Annotated in this window: 24 protein-coding genes and 1 riboswitch; of the genes, 10 read left to right on the top strand and 14 right to left on the bottom strand. The window is 64.2% G+C overall.

Annotation, left to right across the window (positions count from 1 at the left end; all coding sequences use genetic code 11):
- Nucleotides 1-31 precede the first annotated feature (31 nt).
- A complete protein-coding gene (thiD, locus tag VIQ49_RS20920) occupies nt 32-826 on the top strand; it encodes a bifunctional hydroxymethylpyrimidine kinase/phosphomethylpyrimidine kinase (RefSeq protein WP_331888333.1) in 795 nt (264 codons plus the stop codon).
- Nucleotides 827-830: 4 nt separating this feature from the next.
- Here thiD and VIQ49_RS20915 read toward each other — a convergent pair whose 3' ends face one another.
- From VIQ49_RS20915 to thiO, 5 genes are all read right to left on the bottom strand, one after another.
- Nucleotides 831-1,574: an ABC transporter permease gene (locus VIQ49_RS20915; RefSeq protein ID WP_331888238.1), complete on the bottom strand. Its 744-nt coding sequence runs from the start codon at nt 1,572-1,574 to the stop codon at nt 831-833.
- On the bottom strand, nt 1,574-2,596 hold the full coding sequence (locus VIQ49_RS20910) for an ABC transporter ATP-binding protein (RefSeq protein WP_331888236.1): 1,023 nt from the start codon (nt 2,594-2,596) through the stop codon (nt 1,574-1,576). Before VIQ49_RS20910 ends, VIQ49_RS20915 begins: the two co-directional genes overlap by 1 nt.
- A 78-nt stretch (nt 2,597-2,674) precedes the next feature.
- Nucleotides 2,675-3,436, bottom strand: coding sequence for a thiazole synthase (locus VIQ49_RS20905; RefSeq protein ID WP_331888234.1), 762 nt, complete (start codon nt 3,434-3,436; stop codon nt 2,675-2,677).
- Entirely contained in the window at nt 3,429-3,632 is a 204-nt protein-coding gene (thiS, locus tag VIQ49_RS20900; RefSeq protein WP_331888232.1) for a sulfur carrier protein ThiS, read from the bottom strand. The genes VIQ49_RS20905 and thiS overlap by 8 nt, the downstream gene beginning before the upstream one ends.
- Nucleotides 3,629-4,669 (bottom strand): glycine oxidase ThiO, encoded by a 1,041-nt coding sequence (gene thiO / locus VIQ49_RS20895; RefSeq protein WP_331888230.1) that lies wholly within the window; start codon nt 4,667-4,669, stop codon nt 3,629-3,631. Before thiO ends, thiS begins: the two co-directional genes overlap by 4 nt.
- Nucleotides 4,660-4,782: riboswitch (TPP riboswitch) on the bottom strand. Its footprint overlaps the gene before it by 10 nt.
- A 32-nt stretch (nt 4,783-4,814) precedes the next feature.
- On the opposite strand from thiO, the gene thiE reads away from it, so the two are divergent.
- Both thiE and VIQ49_RS20885 read left to right on the top strand, forming a co-directional pair.
- A complete protein-coding gene (gene thiE, locus VIQ49_RS20890) occupies nt 4,815-5,513 on the top strand; it encodes a thiamine phosphate synthase (protein ID WP_331888228.1) in 699 nt (232 codons plus the stop codon).
- A 136-nt stretch (nt 5,514-5,649) separates the two neighbouring features.
- Nucleotides 5,650-6,135, top strand: a complete 486-nt coding sequence (locus VIQ49_RS20885) for a 2-isopropylmalate synthase (protein ID WP_331888226.1) — start codon at nt 5,650-5,652, stop codon at nt 6,133-6,135.
- Here VIQ49_RS20885 and VIQ49_RS20880 read toward each other — a convergent pair.
- Entirely contained in the window at nt 6,128-6,628 is a 501-nt protein-coding gene (locus VIQ49_RS20880) for an NUDIX hydrolase (RefSeq protein ID WP_331888224.1), read from the bottom strand. The genes VIQ49_RS20885 and VIQ49_RS20880 overlap by 8 nt on opposite strands.
- A 220-nt stretch (nt 6,629-6,848) precedes the next feature.
- Between VIQ49_RS20880 and VIQ49_RS20875 the strand changes: the two genes are divergently transcribed.
- The 4 genes from VIQ49_RS20875 (at nt 6,849) to VIQ49_RS20860 (ending at nt 12,538) form a co-directional block, all read left to right on the top strand.
- Complete coding sequence (locus VIQ49_RS20875; RefSeq protein ID WP_414731676.1) at nt 6,849-8,207, top strand: hypothetical protein; 1,359 nt, start codon at nt 6,849-6,851, stop codon at nt 8,205-8,207.
- A complete protein-coding gene (locus tag VIQ49_RS20870; RefSeq protein ID WP_331888220.1) occupies nt 8,204-9,208 on the top strand; it encodes a glutamate ABC transporter substrate-binding protein in 1,005 nt (334 codons plus the stop codon). The genes VIQ49_RS20875 and VIQ49_RS20870 overlap by 4 nt, the downstream gene beginning before the upstream one ends.
- A gap of 84 nt (nt 9,209-9,292) precedes the next feature.
- Nucleotides 9,293-11,557, top strand: coding sequence for a tetratricopeptide repeat protein (locus tag VIQ49_RS20865; protein WP_422665470.1), 2,265 nt, complete (start codon nt 9,293-9,295; stop codon nt 11,555-11,557).
- 219 nt (nt 11,558-11,776) lie between these two features.
- Nucleotides 11,777-12,538, top strand: a complete 762-nt coding sequence (locus VIQ49_RS20860) for an alpha/beta hydrolase (RefSeq protein ID WP_331888216.1) — start codon at nt 11,777-11,779, stop codon at nt 12,536-12,538.
- A gap of 162 nt (nt 12,539-12,700) precedes the next feature.
- Here the strand turns inward: VIQ49_RS20860 and VIQ49_RS20855 are convergent, their stop codons facing one another.
- Nucleotides 12,701-13,144: a hypothetical protein gene (locus VIQ49_RS20855; RefSeq protein WP_331888214.1), complete on the bottom strand. Its 444-nt coding sequence runs from the start codon at nt 13,142-13,144 to the stop codon at nt 12,701-12,703.
- Between the two features lie 544 nt (nt 13,145-13,688).
- Here VIQ49_RS20855 and VIQ49_RS20850 point away from each other — a divergent pair.
- On the top strand, nt 13,689-14,975 hold the full coding sequence (locus tag VIQ49_RS20850) for an HNH endonuclease signature motif containing protein (RefSeq protein WP_331888212.1): 1,287 nt from the start codon (nt 13,689-13,691) through the stop codon (nt 14,973-14,975).
- Between the two features lie 157 nt (nt 14,976-15,132).
- Here the strand turns inward: VIQ49_RS20850 and VIQ49_RS20845 are convergent, their stop codons facing one another.
- From VIQ49_RS20845 to VIQ49_RS20820, 6 genes are read right to left on the bottom strand one after another with little or no spacing between them, the layout of a single operon-like run.
- Nucleotides 15,133-15,540 carry a MaoC family dehydratase gene (locus tag VIQ49_RS20845; protein ID WP_331888210.1) on the bottom strand — a complete coding sequence of 136 codons (408 nt, stop codon included), beginning with the start codon at nt 15,538-15,540 and terminating at the stop codon, nt 15,133-15,135.
- Nucleotides 15,537-15,932, bottom strand: coding sequence for an FAS1-like dehydratase domain-containing protein (locus VIQ49_RS20840; RefSeq protein ID WP_331888208.1), 396 nt, complete (start codon nt 15,930-15,932; stop codon nt 15,537-15,539). Before VIQ49_RS20840 ends, VIQ49_RS20845 begins: the two co-directional genes overlap by 4 nt.
- Nucleotides 15,929-17,125 (bottom strand): acetate kinase, encoded by a 1,197-nt coding sequence (locus tag VIQ49_RS20835; protein ID WP_331888206.1) that lies wholly within the window; start codon nt 17,123-17,125, stop codon nt 15,929-15,931. Before VIQ49_RS20835 ends, VIQ49_RS20840 begins: the two co-directional genes overlap by 4 nt.
- The gene (pta, locus tag VIQ49_RS20830) at nt 17,118-19,205 is read right to left on the bottom strand and encodes a phosphate acetyltransferase (protein WP_331888204.1); all 2,088 of its coding nucleotides are present in this window, start codon (nt 19,203-19,205) and stop codon (nt 17,118-17,120) included. Before pta ends, VIQ49_RS20835 begins: the two co-directional genes overlap by 8 nt.
- Before the next feature lie 29 nt (nt 19,206-19,234).
- Nucleotides 19,235-19,804, bottom strand: coding sequence for a helix-turn-helix domain-containing protein (locus VIQ49_RS20825; RefSeq protein ID WP_331888202.1), 570 nt, complete (start codon nt 19,802-19,804; stop codon nt 19,235-19,237).
- 10 nt (nt 19,805-19,814) lie between these two features.
- Nucleotides 19,815-20,726, bottom strand: coding sequence for a DMT family transporter (locus VIQ49_RS20820; protein WP_331888200.1), 912 nt, complete (start codon nt 20,724-20,726; stop codon nt 19,815-19,817).
- A 116-nt stretch (nt 20,727-20,842) separates the two neighbouring features.
- Between VIQ49_RS20820 and VIQ49_RS20815 the strand changes: the two genes are divergently transcribed.
- The gene (locus tag VIQ49_RS20815) at nt 20,843-21,739 is read left to right on the top strand and encodes a LysR family transcriptional regulator (RefSeq protein WP_331888198.1); all 897 of its coding nucleotides are present in this window, start codon (nt 20,843-20,845) and stop codon (nt 21,737-21,739) included.
- A 34-nt stretch (nt 21,740-21,773) separates the two neighbouring features.
- Nucleotides 21,774-22,517, top strand: coding sequence for a DUF1206 domain-containing protein (locus tag VIQ49_RS20810; RefSeq protein WP_331888196.1), 744 nt, complete (start codon nt 21,774-21,776; stop codon nt 22,515-22,517).
- A 70-nt stretch (nt 22,518-22,587) separates the two neighbouring features.
- On the opposite strand, the gene VIQ49_RS20805 is transcribed toward VIQ49_RS20810, so the two are convergent.
- Nucleotides 22,588-23,023, bottom strand: a 436-nt coding sequence (locus tag VIQ49_RS20805; RefSeq protein ID WP_331888194.1) for an LLM class flavin-dependent oxidoreductase, incomplete at its 5' end; no start/stop codon positions are given.

The raw sequence follows: 23,023 nt of genomic DNA, 5'->3' as shown, positions 1-23,023 counted from the left end.
GCCGGCGCCGGGCCAGACCCCCGTCCGGGTGATGACCATCGCCGGGACGGACTCCGGAGGCGGCGCCGGCATCAACGCCGACCTGCGCACCATGGCGTTGCTGGGAGTGCACGCCACCGCGGCGGTGGCAGCGGTGACCGTTCAGAACAGTCTGGGAGTCAGCGGCTTTCATCCGATTCCGCCCGAGGTGGTGGTGGGCCAGATCCGCACGGTCGTCACCGACATCGGGATCGGGGCAGCCAAAACCGGCATGCTGGCCTCCGGGGACATCATCAACGCGATCGTCGATGCCGCCGGAGACCTCGGAATCGGACGCGACCGGACGATCCCATTGGTTGTCGACCCGGTGTGCGCATCGATGCACGGCGATCGGCTGCTGGCCGATGAAGCGATGGATTCGTTGCGCGGCAAACTGATCCCGATCGCTACCCTCATCACACCCAACCTCGACGAGGTCCGGCTGATCACCGGGATCGAGGTGACCGATCGGGCCAGTCAGGAAGCCGCCGCGCGGGACCTGCACGCACTCGGCGCGCAGTGGGCGCTGGTCAAGGGCGGTCATCTGCGTACCGATGCCCGTAGCCCCGATCTGCTGTTCGACGGCTCCGATTTCATCGAACTGACCGCCAAACGCATCGACACCGGCCACGATCACGGCGCCGGGGACACGCTCGCCGCAGCCATCACCTGTGCGCTGGCCCATGGCTATTCGGTGCCCGACGCGGTGCAGTTCGGCAAATCGTGGGTGACTCGTTCACTGGCCGCGGCCTACCCGCTGGGGGCAGGCCACGGACCGGTGAATCCGCTGTGGCGCCTGGGCGACTGAGGGTTCAGGCGTCTCGCCGATCGGTGACCAGGACGCCGGCGCCGAAGACCACCGCAGCGAACACCATGAAGTAGATCAGCGAACCGTACCCGTTCCAGTGCCAGCCGATGCCCATATCACTGTCGTCGATGAAGTGGCTGCCGTTGAGGAACGGCAGGAAGGGACCCACCGCGTCGCCCACCTTCGGGATCACCGACAACACACCTTCGAGCACCAGGCTCCAGACCAGCAGGATCACGATGGCTCCGGCCGTCTGCCGGATCAGCGCACCCAGTCCCAGACCGATGAGTACCGACAGGAACGTGTACAGCGGAACGCCCCAGTACATCCGGACCGCGTCCGACCCGAACAGTGCCAGATCGCTTCCCGAGATCGACTTGGCCAGCGGTAGCGAGATCACGGTCAGGACAAACGTCAGCAGCGCCGATAATCCGCCGTAGACAGCGGCCTTGGCGTACAACAAGTTGGACCGCTGCGGAATCGCCTGGAACGACGTCCGGATGGTCCCGAAGCGGAACTCACTGGTGACTGCCAGGACCGCCATGATCATCAGGACTGTCACGCCGAAGGCAGTGGTGCCGACCACGAAGTCGGATTCCGTTGTGTTGTCTCCGCCGTCGGAGTTCGTGGCCCAGGCCAGTAGGATCGAGAGCCCGAGACCCAGCAGCACCACGATGCCACTGCACCAGTACGCGGACTTGGTGGTGAGTAGTTTGATGCGCTCGGCGGCGATTGCATGTGCCAGCATCAGTTGGTTCCTCCCTGCTGATTCCAGCCCTGCTGGTTCCAGTTCTGTTGTGGCGGTGGTCCTGCCGGCGCCCAACCCGGTTGCGGTTGCTGGGCGCTGCTCGCCATGGACTCGTTGCCGTGGTATTCGACGGATCCGGCGGTCATCGACATGAAGACCTCTTCCAGAGAGGCGGTCGCGCCGGACAGTTCGTGCAAGCCGATTCCGTTGGCAGCCGCGATGTCACCGACCTGATCGGTGGTCACGTTCTCCAGGCTCAATGCCGGGCCCGATCCGTCGTCCGCGATCGGGACGGACCGCAGCCCTGCCGCGGCCAGTGCCGACTGCAGTTCTCCGAGCCGGGGGCTGCGGACCCGAACCGTGACTTGAGCACCACCGGTGAAGTCCTTCACCGACGAGTCCGCGATCAACCGTCCACGCCCGATGACGATCAGATGTTCGGCGGTCAAAGACATCTCGGTGAGCAGGTGACTGGAGACCAGGACGGTACGCCCCTGATCCGCCAGGGCTCGCATGAACTTTCGAATCCAGACGATGCCCTCGGGGTCGAGGCCGTTGACCGGCTCGTCGAACAGCAGCACTCCGGGATCGCCGAGCAGTGCGGCGGCAAGTCCCAGCCGCTGGGACATGCCGAGCGAGAACCCGCCGGCCTTCTTACCGGCCACCTCGGTCAGCCCCACGTCCGAGAGGACCTGGTCGACACGGTGGAGCGGGATCCCGTTGGACGCCGCCATCCACCTCAGGTGATTGCGGGCGGTTCGGTTCGGGTGCACCCACTTTGCGTCGAGCAGCGCCCCTACCTGGGTCAACGGGTTCTTCAGCTCGCGATACTGCTTCCCGTTGATGGTGGCCACTCCCGAGGTGGGACGATCCAGGCCCAGGATCATCCGCATCGTCGTCGATTTGCCGGCACCGTTCGGCCCGAGGAATCCGGTCACCAGGCCTGGTTTCACATCGAAGGTGAGGTCGCTGACCACCTGGTTCTGGCCGTAGACCTTCGTCAATCCCTGAACACTGATCATGGCCCATAGTCTGCCATCGAGCCGAGGGCAACCGCATCATCCTTCAGTCTGACAAATCCGTCAGTGGATCAACCCTGGTCAGCGATCGACCTGTGGCGACGACGCCTGGGCCCAGAATCGCTTCGGTATTCTCCCGGCGCCGTGGGCCAGCCGACCTGCGACGACGGCGGCACGCATCGCGGCGGCCATGCGCGGCGGGTCTGCCGCCCGGGTGACAGCCGACGCGAGCAGCACTCCGGAGCAACCCAATTCCATCGCCAGCGTGGCATCGCTGGCGGTGCCGATGCCCGCATCGAGGATCACCGGCACCTGGGCCGCGGCGACGATCATCTCGATGTTGTGCCGGTTGATGATCCCGAGACCGGTGCCGATCGGTGATCCCAGCGGCATGACGGCCGCCGCTCCCGCGTCTTCGAGCCGCCGCGCCAGGATCGGATCGTCGTTGCTGTACGGCAACACCACAAAACCGTCGTCGACCAGTGCGGTGGTGGCCGCCACCAGTTCCGGTCCGTCGGGCAGCAGCGTGCGGTCGTCGCCGACCACCTCGACCTTGACCCAGTTGGTGCCGAGCGCTTCCCTGGCGAGTTGGGCGGTCAGCACCGCCTCGGCGGCCGACTGGCACCCGGCGGTGTTCGGCAGTACATCGATGTTCAACCGCCGCAACAGGTCCAGCACGCCGGTACGGCCGGTGGAGTCCACCCGCCGCATCGCCACAGTGGTGAGTTCGGTTCCGGAGGCGATCAGCGCCTCTTCGAGCACCGCCAGATTTGCGGCGCCACCGGTGCCGGTGATCAGTCGCGAGTTCAGCGTGCGACCACCGATGATCAGCGGATCATCCACCCTGCACCGCCGTCAGGATCTCCACGCTGCCACAGGATCCGAGGCCGCTGCGCCAGGTGGACTTCGGACGCACCCGACCGTCGATCGCGACGGCCACGCCGGTTCTCGGCAGATCGAGGTGGTCGAGCAGTCCTTCCACGGTCATCCCTTCGGGCAGCGCGGTGGCGACCCCGTTCACGACGACGTCGGTGGTCATGAAAATCTCCCTGGATCGATGGCCGGTTCATCAATGCTGTAGCCCGCGAGCATGTCCGCGACGAGGTCGGCAGTGATCGCGCACATCAGGATGCCGTTGCGGCCGTGCCCGGTGGCCGCCCATGTGCGGTTGTCGAGTCTGCCGATGATCGGGAGTCCGTCCGGTGTCAGTGGACGCAGTCCGGCGTCCGCGGAGAGCAGGCGATATTCGCGCAACGAGGGCATCAGTTCGATGGCATCGGCCAGCAGATCGGCCACCCCGCCCACGACCGGCTGTAGATCTGCATCACCGTCGTACTGCGTCGCCCCCACCACCACACCGTCCGAACGGGGCACGATGTAGACGGCGCGGCCGTTGATCAGCCCGCGGACAACATGTTTGGGCGGCGCCAGCGCACCACGGGCCCAGCCGAGCCGGAGCACCTCACCCTTCGACGGATACACCGGCAGCCCCGGCCACAGCTTTGCCGAAGCCACACCCGCGGTCAGCAGAACCTGATCATCCGGCAGCGAATCGAGATCGATGATCTCACCCTCGACCCGGCGAACACCGACCTCCGCCACCGCGTCGGTGAGCACGGCCAGCAACCGCCGGTTGTCGACGGCCATCTCACGACCCGCCAGGAACCCGCGTCGCACCCGCGTCGACACCGCGGGTTCGAGCTCACGAATCTCCTTGCCGGTCAACGACTGCACAGGATGCCCGCGCTCACCGAGCCAGTCCGCGGCCATCGTGAGTTCACCGACATCGGCACTGTCCACTCCCGCCATCACACTGGCCCGCGCAGCGATCACGCCGGGATCGGCCAGGCGTTCCAGGAACGCCGGCCACCGGGCCATCGCGCGTTCGGCAAAAGCGAGATAGGTGTCTTCGCCGGTGCGGCTCTCACCGGCGATACCCAGCATCCCGGCGGCCACAGCCGACGCCGCATCGGCACGGACCGGGTCATGAATGGTTACCTGCCAACCACTTTCGGCCGCCCTGAGCGCACAGGACAACCCGATGACGCCGCCACCGACAATTCCGAGGGTCTTCATCCCACGTCCTTCCTTCGCCGGCATTATCCGGATCAGGTGTAACGGTCTCGCGGACGGTTCGTGTCCTGCGGTCTCAGCCCGAGCGATTCCCTCGAGCACCCGTGTGTGTACTGCCGAACATCCTACGCCGGTACATTCGAGCACTGTGACCGACCACGATCGTCCCGGCAGTGCCCGCAGTCGTCTGAACGCTGCCCGGCTCTATCTCTGTACAGACGCCCGCCGCGAGCGAGGCGACCTCGCCCGGTTCGCAGACCGGGCACTGGCCGGCGGGGTCGACATCATCCAGCTCCGCGACAAGGGTTCACCCGGCGAGCGAGAGTTCGGTCCGCTCGAAGCCGCCCAGGAACTCGACCTGCTCGCCGAACTCGCCGAGGTGACCCGAAACCATGGCGCGCTGCTCTCGGTCAACGACCGCGCCGACATTGCGGTCCTCTCCGGGGCCGACATCCTGCATCTCGGCCAGGACGACCTGCCGGTGTCGTCGGCCCGCCGGATCGCCGGAGACGACATCATCGTCGGCCGCTCCACCCATTCGGCCGCCGAGGCCCGGAGCGCCGCCACAGAAACCGGTGTCGACTACTTCTGCACGGGCCCCTGCTGGCCGACGCCCACCAAACCCGGACGCAGTGCACCCGGACTGGAACTGGTGCGGGACACCACGGCCCAGGAACCCACTCGCCCATGGTTTGCCATCGGAGGCATCGATGAGCAGCGATTGCCCGAGGTCATCGCCGCCGGCGCCCAGCGGATCGTGGTGGTCCGGGCGATCACGGCCGCGGACGATCCGGAAGCGGCTGCCGTTCGTTTGAAGGACAAGTTGCTTGCATCAGCCGAAAACTGAGGGCTAGGGTGGGCACATCATGATGAAGCAGCTTCTCGTAGTTCACCGCCGTAGCGGGGTCTGATTCGACCGGCCCCCCGCTGCGGGCCGTTCTGCTATCTGCTGGTCATCCTCTTTCCCCGGAAGACCACCTCTCATGAACACTCTGATCTCCACCGATTCGATCTCGTCGGATTCACAGCACCAGCACCAAGACCGGTTCACTGCCCGCCTGGGCCGCCCATTGCCGACCGCCTTACACGCCGAAGCCGCGGGGATGAGTTGGTCCACCTTCACCAGCACCTTTGCACCCACATCGGGTCCGATCCGGCTGGGATCATGGACCTCCGACCGCGGCCCCGACGACCTGCTGTTCTGTCGGGCCACCATCGCCGACGGCGACACCATCTCGGCTCTGACAGCCACCGCGTCCGGACCGATCGGGGCTCTCACCGACATGCTGTATCAGCTCGGCGCCGGGCTCGAGATCATCAGCATCCACCAGTACGACCACGCGGGTGCCGTCGTCATATTCCTGCGTTGCAACCGCGACGGTCGGCAGACCTGGGCGATGGGCACCGGCACCAACTCCGAGGACTCATCGCTCGGTGCCCTGATCGCGGCGGCGAACCGACTCAGCTGACGGTGTCGGGGTCCGGTGCGGCAACAATCGAGACAAGCTGGGACCTCAGGTCCGGCCAGCTCGCCCCGAAAGCCGGATGCAACGGCAGCTCGCCCACCGCATCGGACCGCACCCACCGCAATTCGACCGACTCCATGTTGGCCTTGGTGACCAACGGGACCGCAACCTCGGCGATCACAGTGGTGTAGGTCCAACCACTGGGTGCGCGATGGGTCACCGCTTCTGTGTGTACGGTCAGTTCCGCATCGGCGATCCCGGCCTCTTCGTCGGCCTCGCGCACAGCGGTGTCGACCGCGCTCTCGTGGGAATCGCGGGCTCCGCCGGGCAGCGCCCAGGTTCCGCCCTGATGGCTCCAGACCGCCCGATGCTGTAACAGAACGAGCGTTTCGCCCGCTTCACCTAGTGTGAAGAGTAAGAGTCCGGCGGCACCATGACGGCCCCAGTATCGAGATCCATCCGCGTCGAAAACCCATCCGTCGCCATCGCCTCGCACCCGACACCTCCTCGCCAGCCCGCGTTTGTTGGTCCTCACGCTACTTGCAATGGCGCAGTGACACGGGGGCGCACTGCCACAAGCCAATGATCATTCGCAGTAATGTCGCTGTCAGTTCGAGAAATTCTTCGATCAGGACACGACCGGAAAGACCGGGCGAACACCAGGAAGAAGGGACCGCGTGACCGGCGGCAACGCAACATCTTTGCGTACCCGGTTCATGCGTGCGGATAAGCCCTACGCCGACCGATCGGCACCGCTCACGCGTCGCGAACTGATGAGTCTGACGCGCGAACGGTCGACGCACCCGATCACCAACATGCGGGAAATCGCGAAGACCAGCCCCGGAAAACTGATGATCATCCTGGCGATCCTGATCATCTCTTGCGTCACCGTCGGCTGGTACGCCTCCGACACGCTCGACCAACGCACCAGCACGCTCGAAGAGATGATCAATGACACCGAGCCGCTGAGCGAGGCGTCACAGGTCCTCTACAGCTCGCTCTCGATCGCCGACGCCGCGGCCAATACCGCCTTCATCTCCGGCGGCCTGGAGCCCGCGGCGCTTCGTGCCGACTACAACAACGCGGTCGCGACCGCAGCCAACGCCCTGATCCAGTCGGCCAGCGGAACGTCGATGGACAGCGCCCAGGTGCGCCAGGACCTGACCACCCTGTCGACACAGCTGCCCGTCTACACCGGACTCATCGAGTCGGCCCGACTCAACAACCGCCTGGGCAACCCGGTCGGATCGGCGTATCTGGGTGAGGCGTCGAACATGATGCAGGAGACCATCCTGCCCGCCGCGGAACGTCTGTACACCGAGCGGTCCCAGGCGATCGGCGATGCCCGGAACAACTTCACCGAACCCCCGTGGGGCGTCTACTTCGCGCTGGCGTTTGTCCTCGCGGCACTGATCTCCACCCACCTCTACATCGCCCGTCGCAGCCGCCGACGATTCAACGTCGGGTTGCTCACCGCAATCTCGTGTCTGGTGATCGGGTTGTTGTGGTTGCTGGTCGGCGGGCTGTTGTCGGTCAAGTCGACGAGCGACGCCGAGAACATCGGTGCCGCGCCGCTCGCCGAACTCACCTCGGCCCGGATCCTGACCCAGCAGGCCCGTTCGGATGAAACCCTCTCGCTCGTCCGCCGCGGCGATCAGGAAACGCTCGACGAGGGTTGGGCGTCCGCTGTCAACGAGATCGACATGGTGCTCGACGACTACCTGGACGACGATCGCAAAGACGTGGCCGAGGACTCCGTCACCGATGCACAGAACGCGTTGAGGCTCTGGCGCGAGGCCCATGCGGCGATGCTGGAACGGGCCAACGCCGGCGACTTCAACGGTGCCACCGCCATCGCCGTCGGCGACAACCCCGACGGATCCGCCGCCGCGTACACCGCACTCGACGACTCCCTGGTCGATGGCATCACGGTCACCAGGGAAGCCTTCCGCGATGACATCAACACCGCCCGGGTCAGGCTCGGCTACGCCGGCCTGGGGATCATGCTGCTCGGCATCGCCGCCGCGATCGCGTCCATATTCGGCATCGCACCACGGATTCGGGAGTACCGATGACGATGCGACGAACGATGGGCACCACACTTCGCCGGGCGACCGCCGCCGGCGCCGTCGCCATGGCTGCGGTGTTGTCGGCCGGGTGCGTGAACACGCCCGCACCTCCGAGCGATCCACCGTCGGCCGTCGCGGCCTGGCCCACACCGGCGGGTGTGAGCACCGATGTCCCGGTGGAAGCCCCTCCTGCCACCGAAGCCTGTGATTCCACCGCCAGCCTGACGCCCGGGCCCCTTCCGACGCCCGGACAGATGCCGCCCAACACCAGCATGGATTCGATCTACAAACGCGGCTGGCTCAAGGTCGGCCTCGACGTCGGTTCGAACCTCATTTCGTTCCGCGATCCGATCAGCGGGAGCATCGAGGGTTTCGACGTCGACATCGCGAAAGAAATCGCCCGCGGCATCTTCGGGGATCCCGAACGTGTCGAGTTCCGGATCCTCAACTCCGACGACCGCATCCAGGCGCTCAAGGACGGTTCGGTCGACATCGTCGTCAAGACCATGAGCATCACCTGCGACCGGCTCGAGGAGATCGCCTTCTCGACGGTGTATTACGAAGCGTCCCAACGAATCCTGACCATGCGGAGCTCGGGCATCAACGGCGTTGCCGACCTATCCGGAAAGCGGGTGTGTGCTGCTCGTGGGACCACCTCGATCGCCCGGATCCAGCAACGGGTCCCCGACGCCATCATCGACACCGTGTCGACCTGGGCGGATTGCCTCGTGATGCTGCAGCAGAATCAGGTGGACGCGGTCTCGACAGACGATGCCATCCTCGCCGGGATGGCGGCCCAGGATCCGTACATCCACGTTGTCGGACAGAGCCTCGGTGAGGAGCCCTACGGAATCGGCATCAACAAGAACGACGAGGACATGGTGCGCTTCACCAACGGGATCCTCGAGCAGATCCGGAGCAACGGAACCTGGTTCGAGATCTACAACCGCTGGCTGTCGATCCTGGGGCCGAAATACTATCCGCCGCAACCCGAGTACCGGGACTGAGGCGGGAATCCGTTGACTCAACACCCCTCACCCGACAACACCCCTGAGGTCGGCACCCAAGCCGCAAACTTGCGGGATCTCGAGATGGGCACTGAACCCACCGGCCGCAACGATGCCGATGTCAAGACGCAGGCCGTTCCGATGGACATGGCCTTCACGGAACCCACGGCACGCACCTCCGGCGGCAGTTTCAGCCAGCCCAACGTCCTGGTACCCACCAGCCGGAGTTCACGGAGCCGGCGCCGCATGGGCGGCGGACTCGTGGACGTCCCGCGGATCCACGACATCGAGCCGTTCGACGCCGTCATGGACGATGCCGTCATCCCCGAGGCGAAACGGTTGTGCTGGAAATGTGGCAAACCGGTGGGAAGGTCGTCCGGCGAGGGCAAGGGAGACCTCACCGGCACCTGCAACACGTGCGGGGCCCGATACTCGTTTGTCCCGGGGCTGGACAAGGGCACCATGGTCGCCGACCAGTACGAGATCGCCGGCGCCATCGCCTACGGCGGGCTGGGCTGGATCTACCTTGCCATCGACCACAACGTGTCCGACCGTCCGGTGGTCCTCAAAGGCCTGCTCAACTCGAAAGACTCTCAGGCACAGGCTGTTGCGCTCGCAGAGCGCCAGTTCCTGGCCTCGGTCTCACATCCCGGAATCGTGAAGATCTACAACTTCGTCGAACACCACGACCTGGGCGACAACTCCTTCGGCTACATCGTGATGGAGTACGTCGGCGGTAGCACGCTCAAGGACATCACCTCCACCGAGGACGAATCCGGTTCGCGCCGAAGTCAACTGTCGCCGGAGCAGGCCATCGCCTACCTGCTCGAGGTCCTCCCGGCCGTCACCTATCTCCACTCCGTGGGCCTGGTCTACAACGACATCAAACCCGAGAACATCATGATCGGCAGCGAAGACGTCAAGCTGATCGACCTCGGCGCCGTCTCCCGCATCAACGGCTACGGCCATCTGTACGGGACACCCGGATTCCAGGCACCCGAGATCGTGCGGACGGGCCCACAGGTCGCCACCGACATCTACAGCCTCGGACGCACACTCGCCGTGTTGACCGTCGACATGCCGATCGAGAAGGGCCGCTACCTCGACGGACTCCCCGATCCCGCCAATGTGCCACTCTTCCAGGACAATCCGTCGTTCTACCGGCTGTTGCAGCGGGCCACCCATCCCGATCCCGCCCAGCGATTCACCTCGGCCGACGAGATGGCCGGGCAATTGCTCAATGTGTTGCGCGAAATCGTCGCGGCCCACACCGGCATCCCCCGCCCGGGGTTGTCGACGGTCTTCAGCCCGCAGAGAACCACCTTCGGGACCGAGATGATGCTCGCGCCCGTCGACGGCATCCTCGAGCCGGTTCGCACCCGGCGGAGCCTGGACACGATCGACATCGTGGCGGCCCTACCCGTCCCACTCGTCGATCAGTCGGATCCGGCGGCCGGACTGCTCAATTCGACAGCCCTGTCCGAGCCGACCCAGACACTCGACTCGATCCGCAGCGCACGCGAAGGCGGCCTGTCGTCCGTGATCGGGACCGACCCGTCCGACGATCATCCGTCTCGCGAGATCGACTTGATCGAGGCGCGCGCCTACATCGAACTGGGCGAGGCGCAAACCGCCCTCAACCTCCTGCAAGACGCCACCGAACATCACGGAAAATCTTGGCGGACAGACTGGTTCATCGGATTGGGCACACTGCTGATCGGCGACGTCCCGACCGCACACGAACGCTTCAACGACGTGCTCTCAGCGATGCCCGGAGAGGCCGCCCCCAAGCTGGCCGTGGCCGCCACCGCGGAACTGATGGGCCGTCACGACGTCGCACTCCATCACTACCGGTCATTGTGGCAGACCGACCGTGCCATCATCACCGCCGCATTCGGCCTGGCGCGCATGCGATTTGCCAAGGGAGACATTCCCGGTGCCGTCAAGGCGCTCGACGAGGTGCCACCGACCAGCCGCCACTACAACGCCGCCAGCTGCACCTCGGTCCTGACCCTCGTACACGGACGCGATCCGGCATCGGTTCAGGAAGACCAACTCCGCGAGGCCGCCAGACGACTCGAGTCGATGTCGGACGCGGAGCCACGCAAACAGCGCCTGGTGATCCTGGTCCTGGGTATCGCACTCGGCTGGATCCACCGCCGGCCCGACCAATCCCCCACCGACGCGTCGGCGCGGGGCGACATCCTCGGCTATCCGTTCAACGATCACGGACTCCGGGCCGGCACCGAGCAGTCCCTCCGGCGCCTCGCCCGCAGCACCGTCAATCGCACCCAGCGTTTCCGCCTGGTCGATCTCGCCAACTTCGTCAGGCCGCACACGTTGTTCTGATCTCTCGAGCCGGTGGCCGGGTGATGGCAGTGGCCCCGGAAATAGGTTGGACGGGATCCGGTTCCAGTTGTTAGCGTGGTCCGGACCGTGCATTTTCGCGAGGAGGTGAGACCCATGAACGCAACAACCCATGTGGGTGCTCCCGCTCGTGTTCACGGTCGGCGATTGACATAGGTGTCGCCGGGAGCGCCTCAACAGGCAATCCCGAAAGGCAACACCATGCACGTCACTTCCACGACATCGTCGAACGGTGTCATCGAACGCACATTCACCCTCGACGACGTCACCGGTGTGCTCTGGTCACCGGAATCCGGAGCACCCGGCTCGCCGCTACTGCTGGCCGGGCACTCCGGCGGCATGCACAAAAGAGCGCCGGGACTGGTGGCCGGCGCACTCCACAGCGTCGCCACCTACGGGTTCACGTTCGCCGCCATCGATGCGCCCGGGCACGGCGACCGGCCGCGAAATGTTCAGGACCAAAAGTGGGTCGAGGCGATCCATCAGGCCCGGGCCGCGGGCGAGCAGATCGCCCCGATCGTCATCGACTACACCACGTCGCTGGCCGAGCGGTGGTTGCCGGAATGGCAGACAACGCTAGATGCACTGCTGACGCGTCCCGAGATCGGCATCGATGCGCCGATCGGCTACGAAGGCGTGAGTTTGGGCGTGGTCACCGGGGTGATGTTGCCGGCGGTCGACTCCCGGATCGCGGCCCTGAGCTTCGGCGGCGTTTTCGTCGATGCCGCCCTCATCGAAGCGGCCCGAAAGGTGACCATTCCGGTCGAATATCGGATCCCTTGGGACGACGATCAATTCGATCGAACATCCGAGTTCGCGTTGTTCGACGCCTTCGCCTCGAAAGACAAGACCATGCACGCCTATTCGGGGAGGCAGTACCCGGTGCCTCACCACGAGCGCGAGAGCTCGGCACGGTTCTTCGCCCGTCACCTCGGCCGGGTCGCTGGAACAGCTTCAGACTGACGGCGCGACGTTCACGATTCAAGTTCAATCCCGCGGTTGCCGTATCTGATCTGAATGGGGTCACGAACTCCAAATCATGCTGCGGCAACCGCCCTTAACGGCTCAACATGCCGAGCCCGACCTTCAGGTTCTAGCGAGGTGAGAGCGGGCTTCGATGCCGGGTCAGCAGTAGGCGGTGGCGTAGCGACCCACCGCGGAATCCCACGAATACTGCTCGCCATTCACGTAAGCGGCACAGCGCACATAGTTGTTGCTGCCCTCGTTCTCGTAGTCCGCGCTGATGTACCCGCCCACAATCTGGTTGGTTGACTGAGACGTGAACGTCTTCGTCGCCCGGTAATAGGTAACACCATCGGTTCCGACAAATGTGTCCTTGAACCGGACGCCTGTGTAGCTGTCCTTCTCCGGGTCAGGGAACGACTGGTCATCCGAGAACGCGTCATACCAGAAGATCCCATCATTCACCGGCTTGTTCGACACGAACACGTACTGAATCCTATCGCCAGCTTCGGGAAAGTTGACATCCGCCGAAGACTGCCCGACCCCAACGACAGTGGCGGCGATGGCGGCGAAAGACAGGGCGGCAGCAGTGATCTTGTTGCGCATGAAAGCGTCTCCTAGCGAAAAGGCCCCTCCGGCTTGGCTTGCGGAAGGGTCCTCCAGAAACCCTAATGGCCGAAAACTCGTGTCGTCAACACGCCATGCAGACCACAAATTCCTTCCACGCCCGACCATGGGCGCGGAAGACAAATCACTGTAGTCCAAACGAATCACGCGGGAACGCCGGCTATCGTGATCTCTCCGTGAGGGTTCACAAGTCGTGCGTGATGCGTTCCACAGCAGTCACTTACACCCCCGAGTCGCCGCTCACCAAGACCCTGCCGCGGATCGAAGCAAACGCTAATTGTCAATTCCTCCCCTTCCGGCCGCTACACGAACTCTTCGACGACATCGAGATGCCTGAAAGCAGCGCAAACATACAACACTCCGAAAATCCAACTGGAGCCAACGCCGGAGCAGAAGCGACTGTCAGACTACCGCGATAGACTGACGGGTTCGTCCAGATATGTCTGTCAAACTAGTTGCAGTGCAACAGAATTGCTCGACTCGAATGCTTGTGCGAATCGCTTCTTGCAGGTAGTATTGAGTCATGGACTTCGGGGGAATGTTCGCCAGACTGTCTGATCTGGCCGGGGATGCGGCGGTGGTCGCGGGTGATGATGCTGAGTTGTCGTCGCGGGTTGTGATGGTGATCCGTCTCAATCATGTTGTGGAACAGATCCTTTTCCGTCTGGTCGGTGAACTCGATGGGCGGGGGATCGCCACGCGAAGGGGTGGGGGTTCTACTGCCAAACTGTTGCAGCAGGCGGGGATGGCGCCGGCGGTGGCGCACCGGTACGTCCGGGTGGGTGCCGCGTTGGATGATATTGCGTTGGTCGCGTCCTATGCGGTGGATGGGTCGTTGTCGGGTGAGCATGTGGATGCGATTGTGAAGGGCCTGGGCCACATTGACCGGCGCAACTCAGACCTGTCGGGCGAGGACCGTGCCGATTGTGTGCGAGGCCTGTGGGCGGAGGCGTTGTCGGCTTCGCCTGCGGCGGTGTCGGTGCGGGCGCGGCATATGGCGTTGGTGTTGTCGCCGCCGGACAAGGCGATCCCCGATGCGGAGAATCACGAGCTGAACGAGTTCACGCTCGGGTTGGGTGAGGACGGTCGTAGTCACGGGACGTTGGATCTGGACAACCTGCTCGGCGAGAAACTGCGGGTGGCGCTCGACCCGTTATCGAAACCGGTACCCGAACCCGATGGGTCGGCTGATCGTCGTTCGAGTGCTCAGGTACGGGCGGATGCGTTGGAACGTCTGCTCGATTCCTACCTCGAGCAGGAAGACCGGCCCACCCGCGGCGGGGCGACACCGCAGGTGGTGTTGACGCTCACACCCGAAGGGCTGCAGACGTTGCAGCTCAGCGGTATCCCCGGAGCGAAGGCTCCGGAGGTGGCAGCGGCGTTCGAGTGGACCGGCCCGGCGTCGGCGTCGACCGCGCAACTGGTGGCCTGTGATTCGGTGATCACCAAAATCTTGGTGGACAACAACATGGTCCCGCTCGACGTTGGACGGGACCACCGGACCGTCACACCCGCGATCCGCAAAGCCCTCATCGCCCGCGATCGCGGTTGTTCGTTCCCGGGCTGCGATTGCCCGCCCGGACGCACAGACGCGCACCACATCCGGCATTGGAGCCAGGGCGGAGCAACGAGTCTCGCCAACACCGTCCTCCTATGCCGGCGGCACCACCGGTATATCCACCACATGGGGTGGGAAGTGTTCATCGGGTCCGACGGACATCCCTGGTTCATCAACCCTGACGACACCACCCGGACTCCGCTGCGGTCCCACGCCCGCAGGACTATGACGTCCGACCTCGCCGCCGCATAACCAGGCGAGTATCGGAACCGCAAGACCAGCAAACCTACGACGACATATTCGGAGAACCCCGAGCAACACGGCAATCGCTGTGTACTGCACGACCTTTGACAACTTCACAGTGAAACTGCGGCCGCGAGTGGTCCAGATGGTGCTTCGTAGCAGTGGGTCAGCCCACGAACACCCGGAAGGGGCGCAGCACCATCTGGCCGCTCTCGGCGAGCCTCATTCGCAAGTCGATCCGGATTTCGTCATCCGACACGGCGCCCACCACACCCGACACCGACAGTTCGGCAGGAACGTCGTCGAACACGACAACGGGTTTGACGAACCTGGTCTCGTACCTCAGGAATCGGTGCGGCTTGCCATCGAGCCACCGCATCACGTGGCCGATACCGATACCGACCGTCAACATTCCGTGTGCAACAGGTCCGGCCAGACCGACTGCAACAGCAACTTTTTCGTCAACGTGGATCGGATTGTTGTCCTTCGATGCCTCCGCATACGCCCGGATCCTGCGCTGGTCAATGGTCTCGGACACATCGAACAACACCGTTCCCACCACGAGATCACTCATTCGGCAGCCTCGGTCTCGCAGATCAATGCAGAGTTGACCCGCACGATCTCCTGCCCGTCCAGGTCCGTGACGAGCGAGACGATGTCGAATTGTGTCACCGACGCCCTCGCCCGCACATTGGTCACCGTCACACTGGCGTTCACAACATCTCCTGCCTTCAGAGGCCTTGTATAGACCGTGGTTTCAGCGGTGTGGACAACGCCGGCAACGGGCATGTCCCCACTACCCAAGAACGCCTTGATCGCCGGTTCCAGAACCACATTGACGAAACTGGGCGGCGCCTCGCCGGAGGTGGCGGGTGGTCCACCGATCACCGCCACCACTTCGTCGATACCGGCCTGCGTCACCTCAAACGGTGACTCCGGGGTGACGTTTGCGCCTTCAACGATCATGAGAGAGCCTCCACTGATTGCCTCGCGATCGCGAGTTCTTCGTTCGTCGGCACCACGAGCACGGTCACCGCGGAATCATCGGTCGAGATGATCCTCGGCTCACGGCTTCTGGTGGCATTGCGTACGGCATCGACCACAATGCCAAAGTTCTCCAGACCGGCGAGCGCGTCCGCACGTACCTTGGCATTGTTCTCGCCCACACCCGCAGTGAACACGATCGTATCGGTTCGGCCCAACGTCACCATGTAGGCGCCGACGTATTTGCGCAGCCGGTGGATGTAGACGTTGTAGGCGAGTGTCGCATCCGGGTCACCACCGGAGACCATCTCGATCAACGAGCGGAAATCGTTCTCCCCGCACAAACCCTTCAACCCCGACTGCCGATTGAGCACCACATCGATCTCGTCGACATCAAGGCCGGCGGCACGCCGCAGATACATCACGACACCGGGATCGATGTCTCCACTTCTGGTCCCCATCACCAGGCCCTCGAGCGGGGTCAGGCCCATCGACGTCTCGACCGGCCTACCGCCCGCGATGGCCGACGCCGATGCGCCGTTACCCAGATGCAGCACAATCTGATTGAGATCTTCCAGGTCAGCATCCAAGAATTCGGCGGTCCGCGTCGACACGTATTGATGTGATGTGCCATGGAACCCGTATCGCCGGATGTGGTGTTCACGCGCCAGCTCACGATCGATCGCATAGGTGGCCACGTGTTCTGGCAATCCGTGAAAGTAGGCGGTGTCGAAGACGACCACCGACGGAACATCGGGCAGCAGTCGCCGGGTCGCCTCGATCCCGAGAAGATTGACCGGATTGTGCAACGGAGCAAGGGTTTCCAGATCCTTGATCGCATCGATCAGAGCGTCGTCGACCACCGTCGGCCGATAGAACTGCGGTCCGCCGTGAACCACCCGGTGCCCCACCGCGGTGATGCCTTCGGATTCCAGGTCATGCCCGACGCCGGAGAACAACTCGAACACTTTCGACAGCCCGGCCTCATGGTCGACGATCTCACCGACGAACTCGTTGACCTCGTCCCCGCGGATGAGGTCCACACGACCCTGCGACTCACCGATCCGTTCTACCACGCCATGAGCCACCACGAATCCCGAATCCGGCTGCACCAGCTGGTATTTAAGCGAAGACGACCCGGCATTCAACACCAGGACGGTGTCGATGTCACTCACCGGCGACACCCTGCGCCTGGATCGCGGTGATCGCAACCGTATTGACGATGTCCGACACCAATGCACCTCGCGATAAGTCGTTGATAGGCTTACGCAGGCCCTGCAACACCGGACCCACCGCCACCGCGTCAGCGCTGCGCTGCACGGCCTTGTACGTGTTGTTGCCCGTGTTCAGATCGGGGAATATCAGTACGGTCGCCCGCCCGGCCACATTCGAGTTCGGCATCTTGGCGCTCGCCACCACCGGATCGACAGCCGCGTCGTACTGAATCGGCCCCTCCATCAACAGCTCCGGCGCACGTTTCCGCGCCAGTTGAGCGGCCTCGCGCACCTTTTCCACATCAGCGCCTCTACCCGATTCGCCGGTCGAATACGACAGGAGTGCCACCCGCGGATCGATACCGAACTGAGCCGCTGTCGCCGCCGACGAGATCGCGATATCGGCCAACTGCTCTGCGGTCGGGTCCGGGATGATGGCGCAATCCCCGTACGCCAGAACATGATCGGCCAGGCACATGAAGAACACGCTGGAGACTGTCGACACGCCTGGAGCGGTCTTGATGATCTCGAACGCGGGCCGAATCGTGTGGGCGGTGGTGTGCACCGCACCCGACACCATCCCGTCGGCGTGGCCGAGCTGCACCATCAATGTGCCGAAGTACGACACGTCCTTGACGATGGTACGGGCGCGTTGCAGGTCCATCCCCTTGTGTTTGCGCAGCTCGGTGTATACCGCGCTGAACTCCTCGAGCAGATCGGATGTGGCGGGATCGATGACAACCACGTCGGACAGATCCACGCCCAGTTCCGCAGCACGATCCCGCACCGACCGTTCGTCGCCGAGGATGGTCAGATCTGCGACCTGCCTGCGCAACAGGCGCCCGGCGGCGCGCAGGATCCGGTCGTCGCCACCTTCGGGCAGGACGATCCGCTTGCGGACCTGGCGAGCCCGCCGGATCAGCTGGTACTCGAACATCTGAGGTGTCACCACCTCCGGAATCGGCAACTGGAGCTTCTGCAACATCGCCACCGAGTCCACGTGCTCTTCCATCAGGTTCAACGCGATGTCGATCTTCCGCGCCGAATCAACACTCACGCGGGCGCGCGCATGCACTGCAGCCCTTGCAGTTTCGTACGTTCCCTGGTCACAGCAGATGATCGGCAGAGACGAGTTGAGGCCCTCCACCAGCGCCGCGATCTTGGGATGCGGTTTGAGCCCACCGTTGAGGATGATGCCGGAGAGCTTCGGGAAGCCCTCCGCAGCGTTCGCCGCCACCAGGGCGAGGAGAACGTCCGAACGGTCCGCCGGGGTGATCACCGCCATCCCCTCGGTGAGACGTTCGAGGATGTGCTCGACGGTCATCCCGCCGACCATCACCTTCACCGCCTCGCGGCCGAGCAATTCCGGGTCGCCGCTGTAGATCTCGCCGTCGAGTGCGACCATCAACTCCGCGACCGTCGGCGCCACCAGCAGCGGATCCTCGGGCAACGTCCACGCGGGCAGTCCGGTGGCCTGCTCCAGGGCGGCCTTCACCTCCGCCAACCGATCCGGGTCACAGCGGTTCGCAATCAGCGCGACGGCCTTGGCATGATTGCCCGTCAGATCCGTCAGACCCGACTCGGCCAGGGCCACAACCTCGTTCACCGTGCGATCAGCAGCCTTGAGCACCAACAACATCGGCGTCTGGAGATTGGCGGCGACGCGCGCGTTGAAACTCAGCTCCGACGGGCTGGCGATGTCGGTGTGGTCGGACCCGACTACGAGAACCGCATCGCAACGCTCCTCGACCGCGTGGAACTTGTTCACGATCTCACTGAGCGCGGCGTCGGGATCGGCGTGTACCTCGTCGTACGTCACACCGATGCAGTCTTCGTAACTCAGGTCACTGGAGTCGTGCTCGATCAACAACTCCAGGATGTAGTCACGCTGACCGGAGTTCGTCCTGGAGATGGGACGGAAGACGCCGACACGGCCGCCAGACGCTGCCAGCAGGTGCAGCACACCGAGCGCCACGGTCGACTTCCCGGTGTCGCCTTCAACTGATGCCAGATAGATACTGTTCGACACCGATGCGTCCATTGGCCCACCCTATCCCCGGCGCCAGCGCTCTACTCGGCGGCTCTCACCGTCGAACGCACGACCATCGCCGCGATGTCGTCGTCGGACATCGCACTTCCGGGGATCAGCATGTAGGAGTACACAACCCGCACCATGAACTCGGTGGCCCGTCGGGCATCGGGTACGAGCGCGGCCTCCAGTTCGGGCTCGGCGGAGAAATTGCCCACACTGTTGGCGACGATGATGTCGACGATGGTGGTCGCTGCGTCCCGATCTGGTCCGCGGGCGACGATGGTGGCGATGATCTCTTCGGGCTCGTTGCGCAGGATATATTGCAGCGCTTCGTGTTCCCGGATGTAGGTGAGTACGTGGACAACCATCGTCGACACCTTGGCCGCCGGATCGTTCTCCGAGGCGATCCAGCCGGCGATAAGATCACCGAGTGTTTTGACCTCACGTTCGACAATGGCCTGCACCAACTCGTCACGACCGCCGAACATCCGGTAGGCGGTCGCCCGGCCCACACCCGCGTGCCGCGCCACCGACGTCAGACTCAACGCCCGGGCCCCGAAGCGCTCCACGACGGCAATGGCGACGTCGACCATCCGATCTCGATCCATACTCCAGAGATTAGGAGGTCACGACAGGTTCTGGCGATTGTGGCCCCACCCGGCTCCGCCGACCGCTGATCGCCACACCGGCCAGCGCCATCGCCCCGCCGACCAGCCCGAGCAGCGTCGGGACCTCGCCGAGGAAGATCCAGGACAGCACGATCGCGATCGCCGGCACCGCCAGCGTGGTCGCCGCCATCTTGCCGGCGTCGGTGCGCGAGAGTGCATACGCCCAGGTGAGGAAGGCTATCGCGGTGGGCCCCACACCCAAGAAGACCACGCCGGCGATCGCCCCCGCGGAGGCGTCCGACAGCTCGGAGACGGCCTGGGGGGCAAACGGAATGGTGGCCAGGAGTCCGGCGAGGCAACCGACCCAGGTCGCCGTGACGGCATCGACGGTGCGCAGCGCCACCTTCTGCATGAGCACACCCACCGCGTAGAGAACGGCGGTGATCAGGCCGAGGATGATCCCGAGTTTGTCGTTGTTGCTGCCCCCGGAGCCGCCGAGCGCGATCAGCAGAACGCCGGAGAATGCCACGAGGATGCCGATCACCAATTGCCGTGGGAAGCCTTCGCCCAGGAACAAGCCGGCGAACACGGCCACCAGGATCGGCGCGAAGTTCACCAACAGCGCCGCAGTTCCGGCGTCGAGGTGCTGTTCAGCCCAGTTGAGCAGCACGGTGTAGCCCGCGAACCACACCAGGCCGTAGCCGATGACCAGCACCAACCCCTTACCCCGAGGCAACGGGCGACGGTACCGCAGCGCGATGACCACGAGTACGACCGAGCCGACCGCCAGCCGCGTCACGGTCATCGGTCCCGGCGAAAGTGTTTCTCCGACGAAACGGATGACCACAAACGCCGACGCCCAGAGCAGAACCGTGATGGCAGCTGCGACCACAGCCAGATTGTTGGCCAGAGTCGCTCTCATGACGTAGCCGCCTTCATGACATCGCTGCTTTCATGACCTCCACTGTCACGTACACAAACCGTAAGCACAAGTCACTTCTTCTTGTCGACACTTCAGTACGGCTGTACATTGAAAAAGTGCTGGATGTCCACCGCTTACGCATCTTCCGAGCCGTGGTCGCTGCCGGTTCGATCAATGAAGCGGCCGCAGCCCTCGGTTACACCCCGTCTGCCATCAGTCAGCACCTGACGGCGCTCCAGAAGGAGACCGGACTGGCACTGGTGGAGAAGGACGGGCGCGGCATCAGACCCACGTCTGTCGGGCTGACCGTCGCCGACGAGGCGGCGCAGGTGCTCGAGCGGCTCGCGGAACTCGAATCACTGGTCAACGACCTGCGGCTCGGTCGGGTGGGCCGCCTGTCCGTCAGCTACTTCGCGTCGGCCGGCGCTGCCTGGATACCTCCGATCATCGCGGCCATCACCCGCGAATACCCCCGGCTGCGGGTCGACCTGCGGCTGGTCGAGTTGGTGCACGACGCCTCCGGGGATCCGGACGTCGAGATCTACGTCGAGGGTGCCGCCTCCACGACGCTGCGAGGCTACGACGTCGAGCAACTGCTCACCGAGCCCTACGTGGTGGTGCTGCCCGATGACCATCCGCTCGCCGGTCAGGAACACGTCGAGCTCGTCGCGCTCCGGGACGAACGGTGGGTCGACAACGACGTCTCCCGCGGCCCCTGCCGCCAGACAATTCTCGATGCCTGCTCGGTGGTGGGCTTCTCCCCCGGCTTCCACATCGAAACCCACGACTATCCGACCGCGATCAGTTTTGTCGCGGCCGGGGTCGGGATCACGGTGCTGCCTCTGCTCGGGGCGGCGACGCTGCCTGCGGGTGTGGTGAGCCGCCCGCTGATCAACCCGACGCCGATGCGCACCATCTCGGTTCGCACGCGTCAGGCGGTACGCGGCAACCCGGCCGTGCAGCGGATCACCGAACTCCTGCGCGATCGGGTCGCATCACCTGTGGCTGCCTGACCCACGGCGCCTCGCGATGTGATGTCGTTGGGCCATGGCGAACAACGAAGTAGTCGGCGCGGTGGACCGGGCGACCGACAGCAACCTTTTCGAACGGGCTGCCCGGGCCGGCCACATCGTCAGCGGGTTACTGCACCTGCTCATCGCGTACATCATCTTTCGACTGGCCTTCGGATCCAGTGAAAACGCCGACCAGTCCGGAGCACTCGCGGAAGTGACCGAGAAACCCGGCGGGAAGCTGGTGTTGTGGATTGCCGCCGTGGCTTTTGTGGCCATGGCGCTATGGCGAATCGCTGAGATGATCGTCGGTCCGCACGCCACCGAACCCGGCAACGGCGACTCCGGTGTGTCCGGTCTCTTCGACCGGGCGAAGGCCGGCGGCGTCGCGGTTGTCTATTTCGCGTTCGCCTACTCGGCGGTGGACTTCGCACGCGGCAGCGGCCAATCCAGCGGCAAGCAGAACGCCGGCCTGTCGGCGAGGCTCATGGAAAACACCGCAGGTAAGTTCCTGCTCGTCGTGGTCGGCCTGGTTGTGATCGCGATCGGTGGCTACCACGTCTACAAGGGCGTGACCAAGAAGTTCCTCGACGACCTGAAGACCTCCGGTAGCGCCGTCGTCACCCCGTTGGGCGTGATCGGTTACACGGCGAAAGGCCTGGTCCTGGTGGGCGCCGGGATCCTGGTGATCGTGGCATCCATCAAGTCCGACCCGTCCAAGGCCACCGGTATCGACGGTGCCGTCAAAACCCTGGGCGAGGCGCCGTTCGCCCGGATGTAGCCGCCCGAAAGTGGTGGGTTATGGCGAGCCCCACCTGGGGAAATGCTCGCCAGAACCCACCAAGATCGGGTCAGGCGAGCTTGCGGAGGCGGGGCTCGAGGTCTTTCTGGAAGTTGGTCAGGAAGCGCTGCTGGTCATGGCCGGGTGCGTGGAACACCAGATGGTTCAGGCCGGCGTCGGTGTACGCCTTGACCTTCTCCACGGCCTCATCAGGATCAGAGGCCACGATCCAGCGCTTGGCGACCTGCTCGATCGGCAACTCATCAGCGAGACGTTCCATCTCCGTCGACGAGTTCACACTGTGCTTCTGCTCCGGCGTCAATGACAGCGGCGCCCAGAAACGGCAGTTCTCCAACGCCAGTTCCGGATCGGGATCGTAGGAGATCTTGATCTCGATCATCCGATCGATCTCCTCGAAATTCCGCTCGGCCTTGTCCGCACCCTCTTTGACCGCCGGGATCAGCTTCTCGGTGTACAACTCCATACCCTTGCCCGAGGTACAGATG

It is taken from the genome of Williamsia sp. (assembly GCF_036566845.1).
Classification (GTDB): domain Bacteria; phylum Actinomycetota; class Actinomycetes; order Mycobacteriales; family Mycobacteriaceae; genus Williamsia.
Note: the sequence above shows the minus strand (reverse complement) of the source record. Positions and strands in the feature narration are given on the sequence as shown.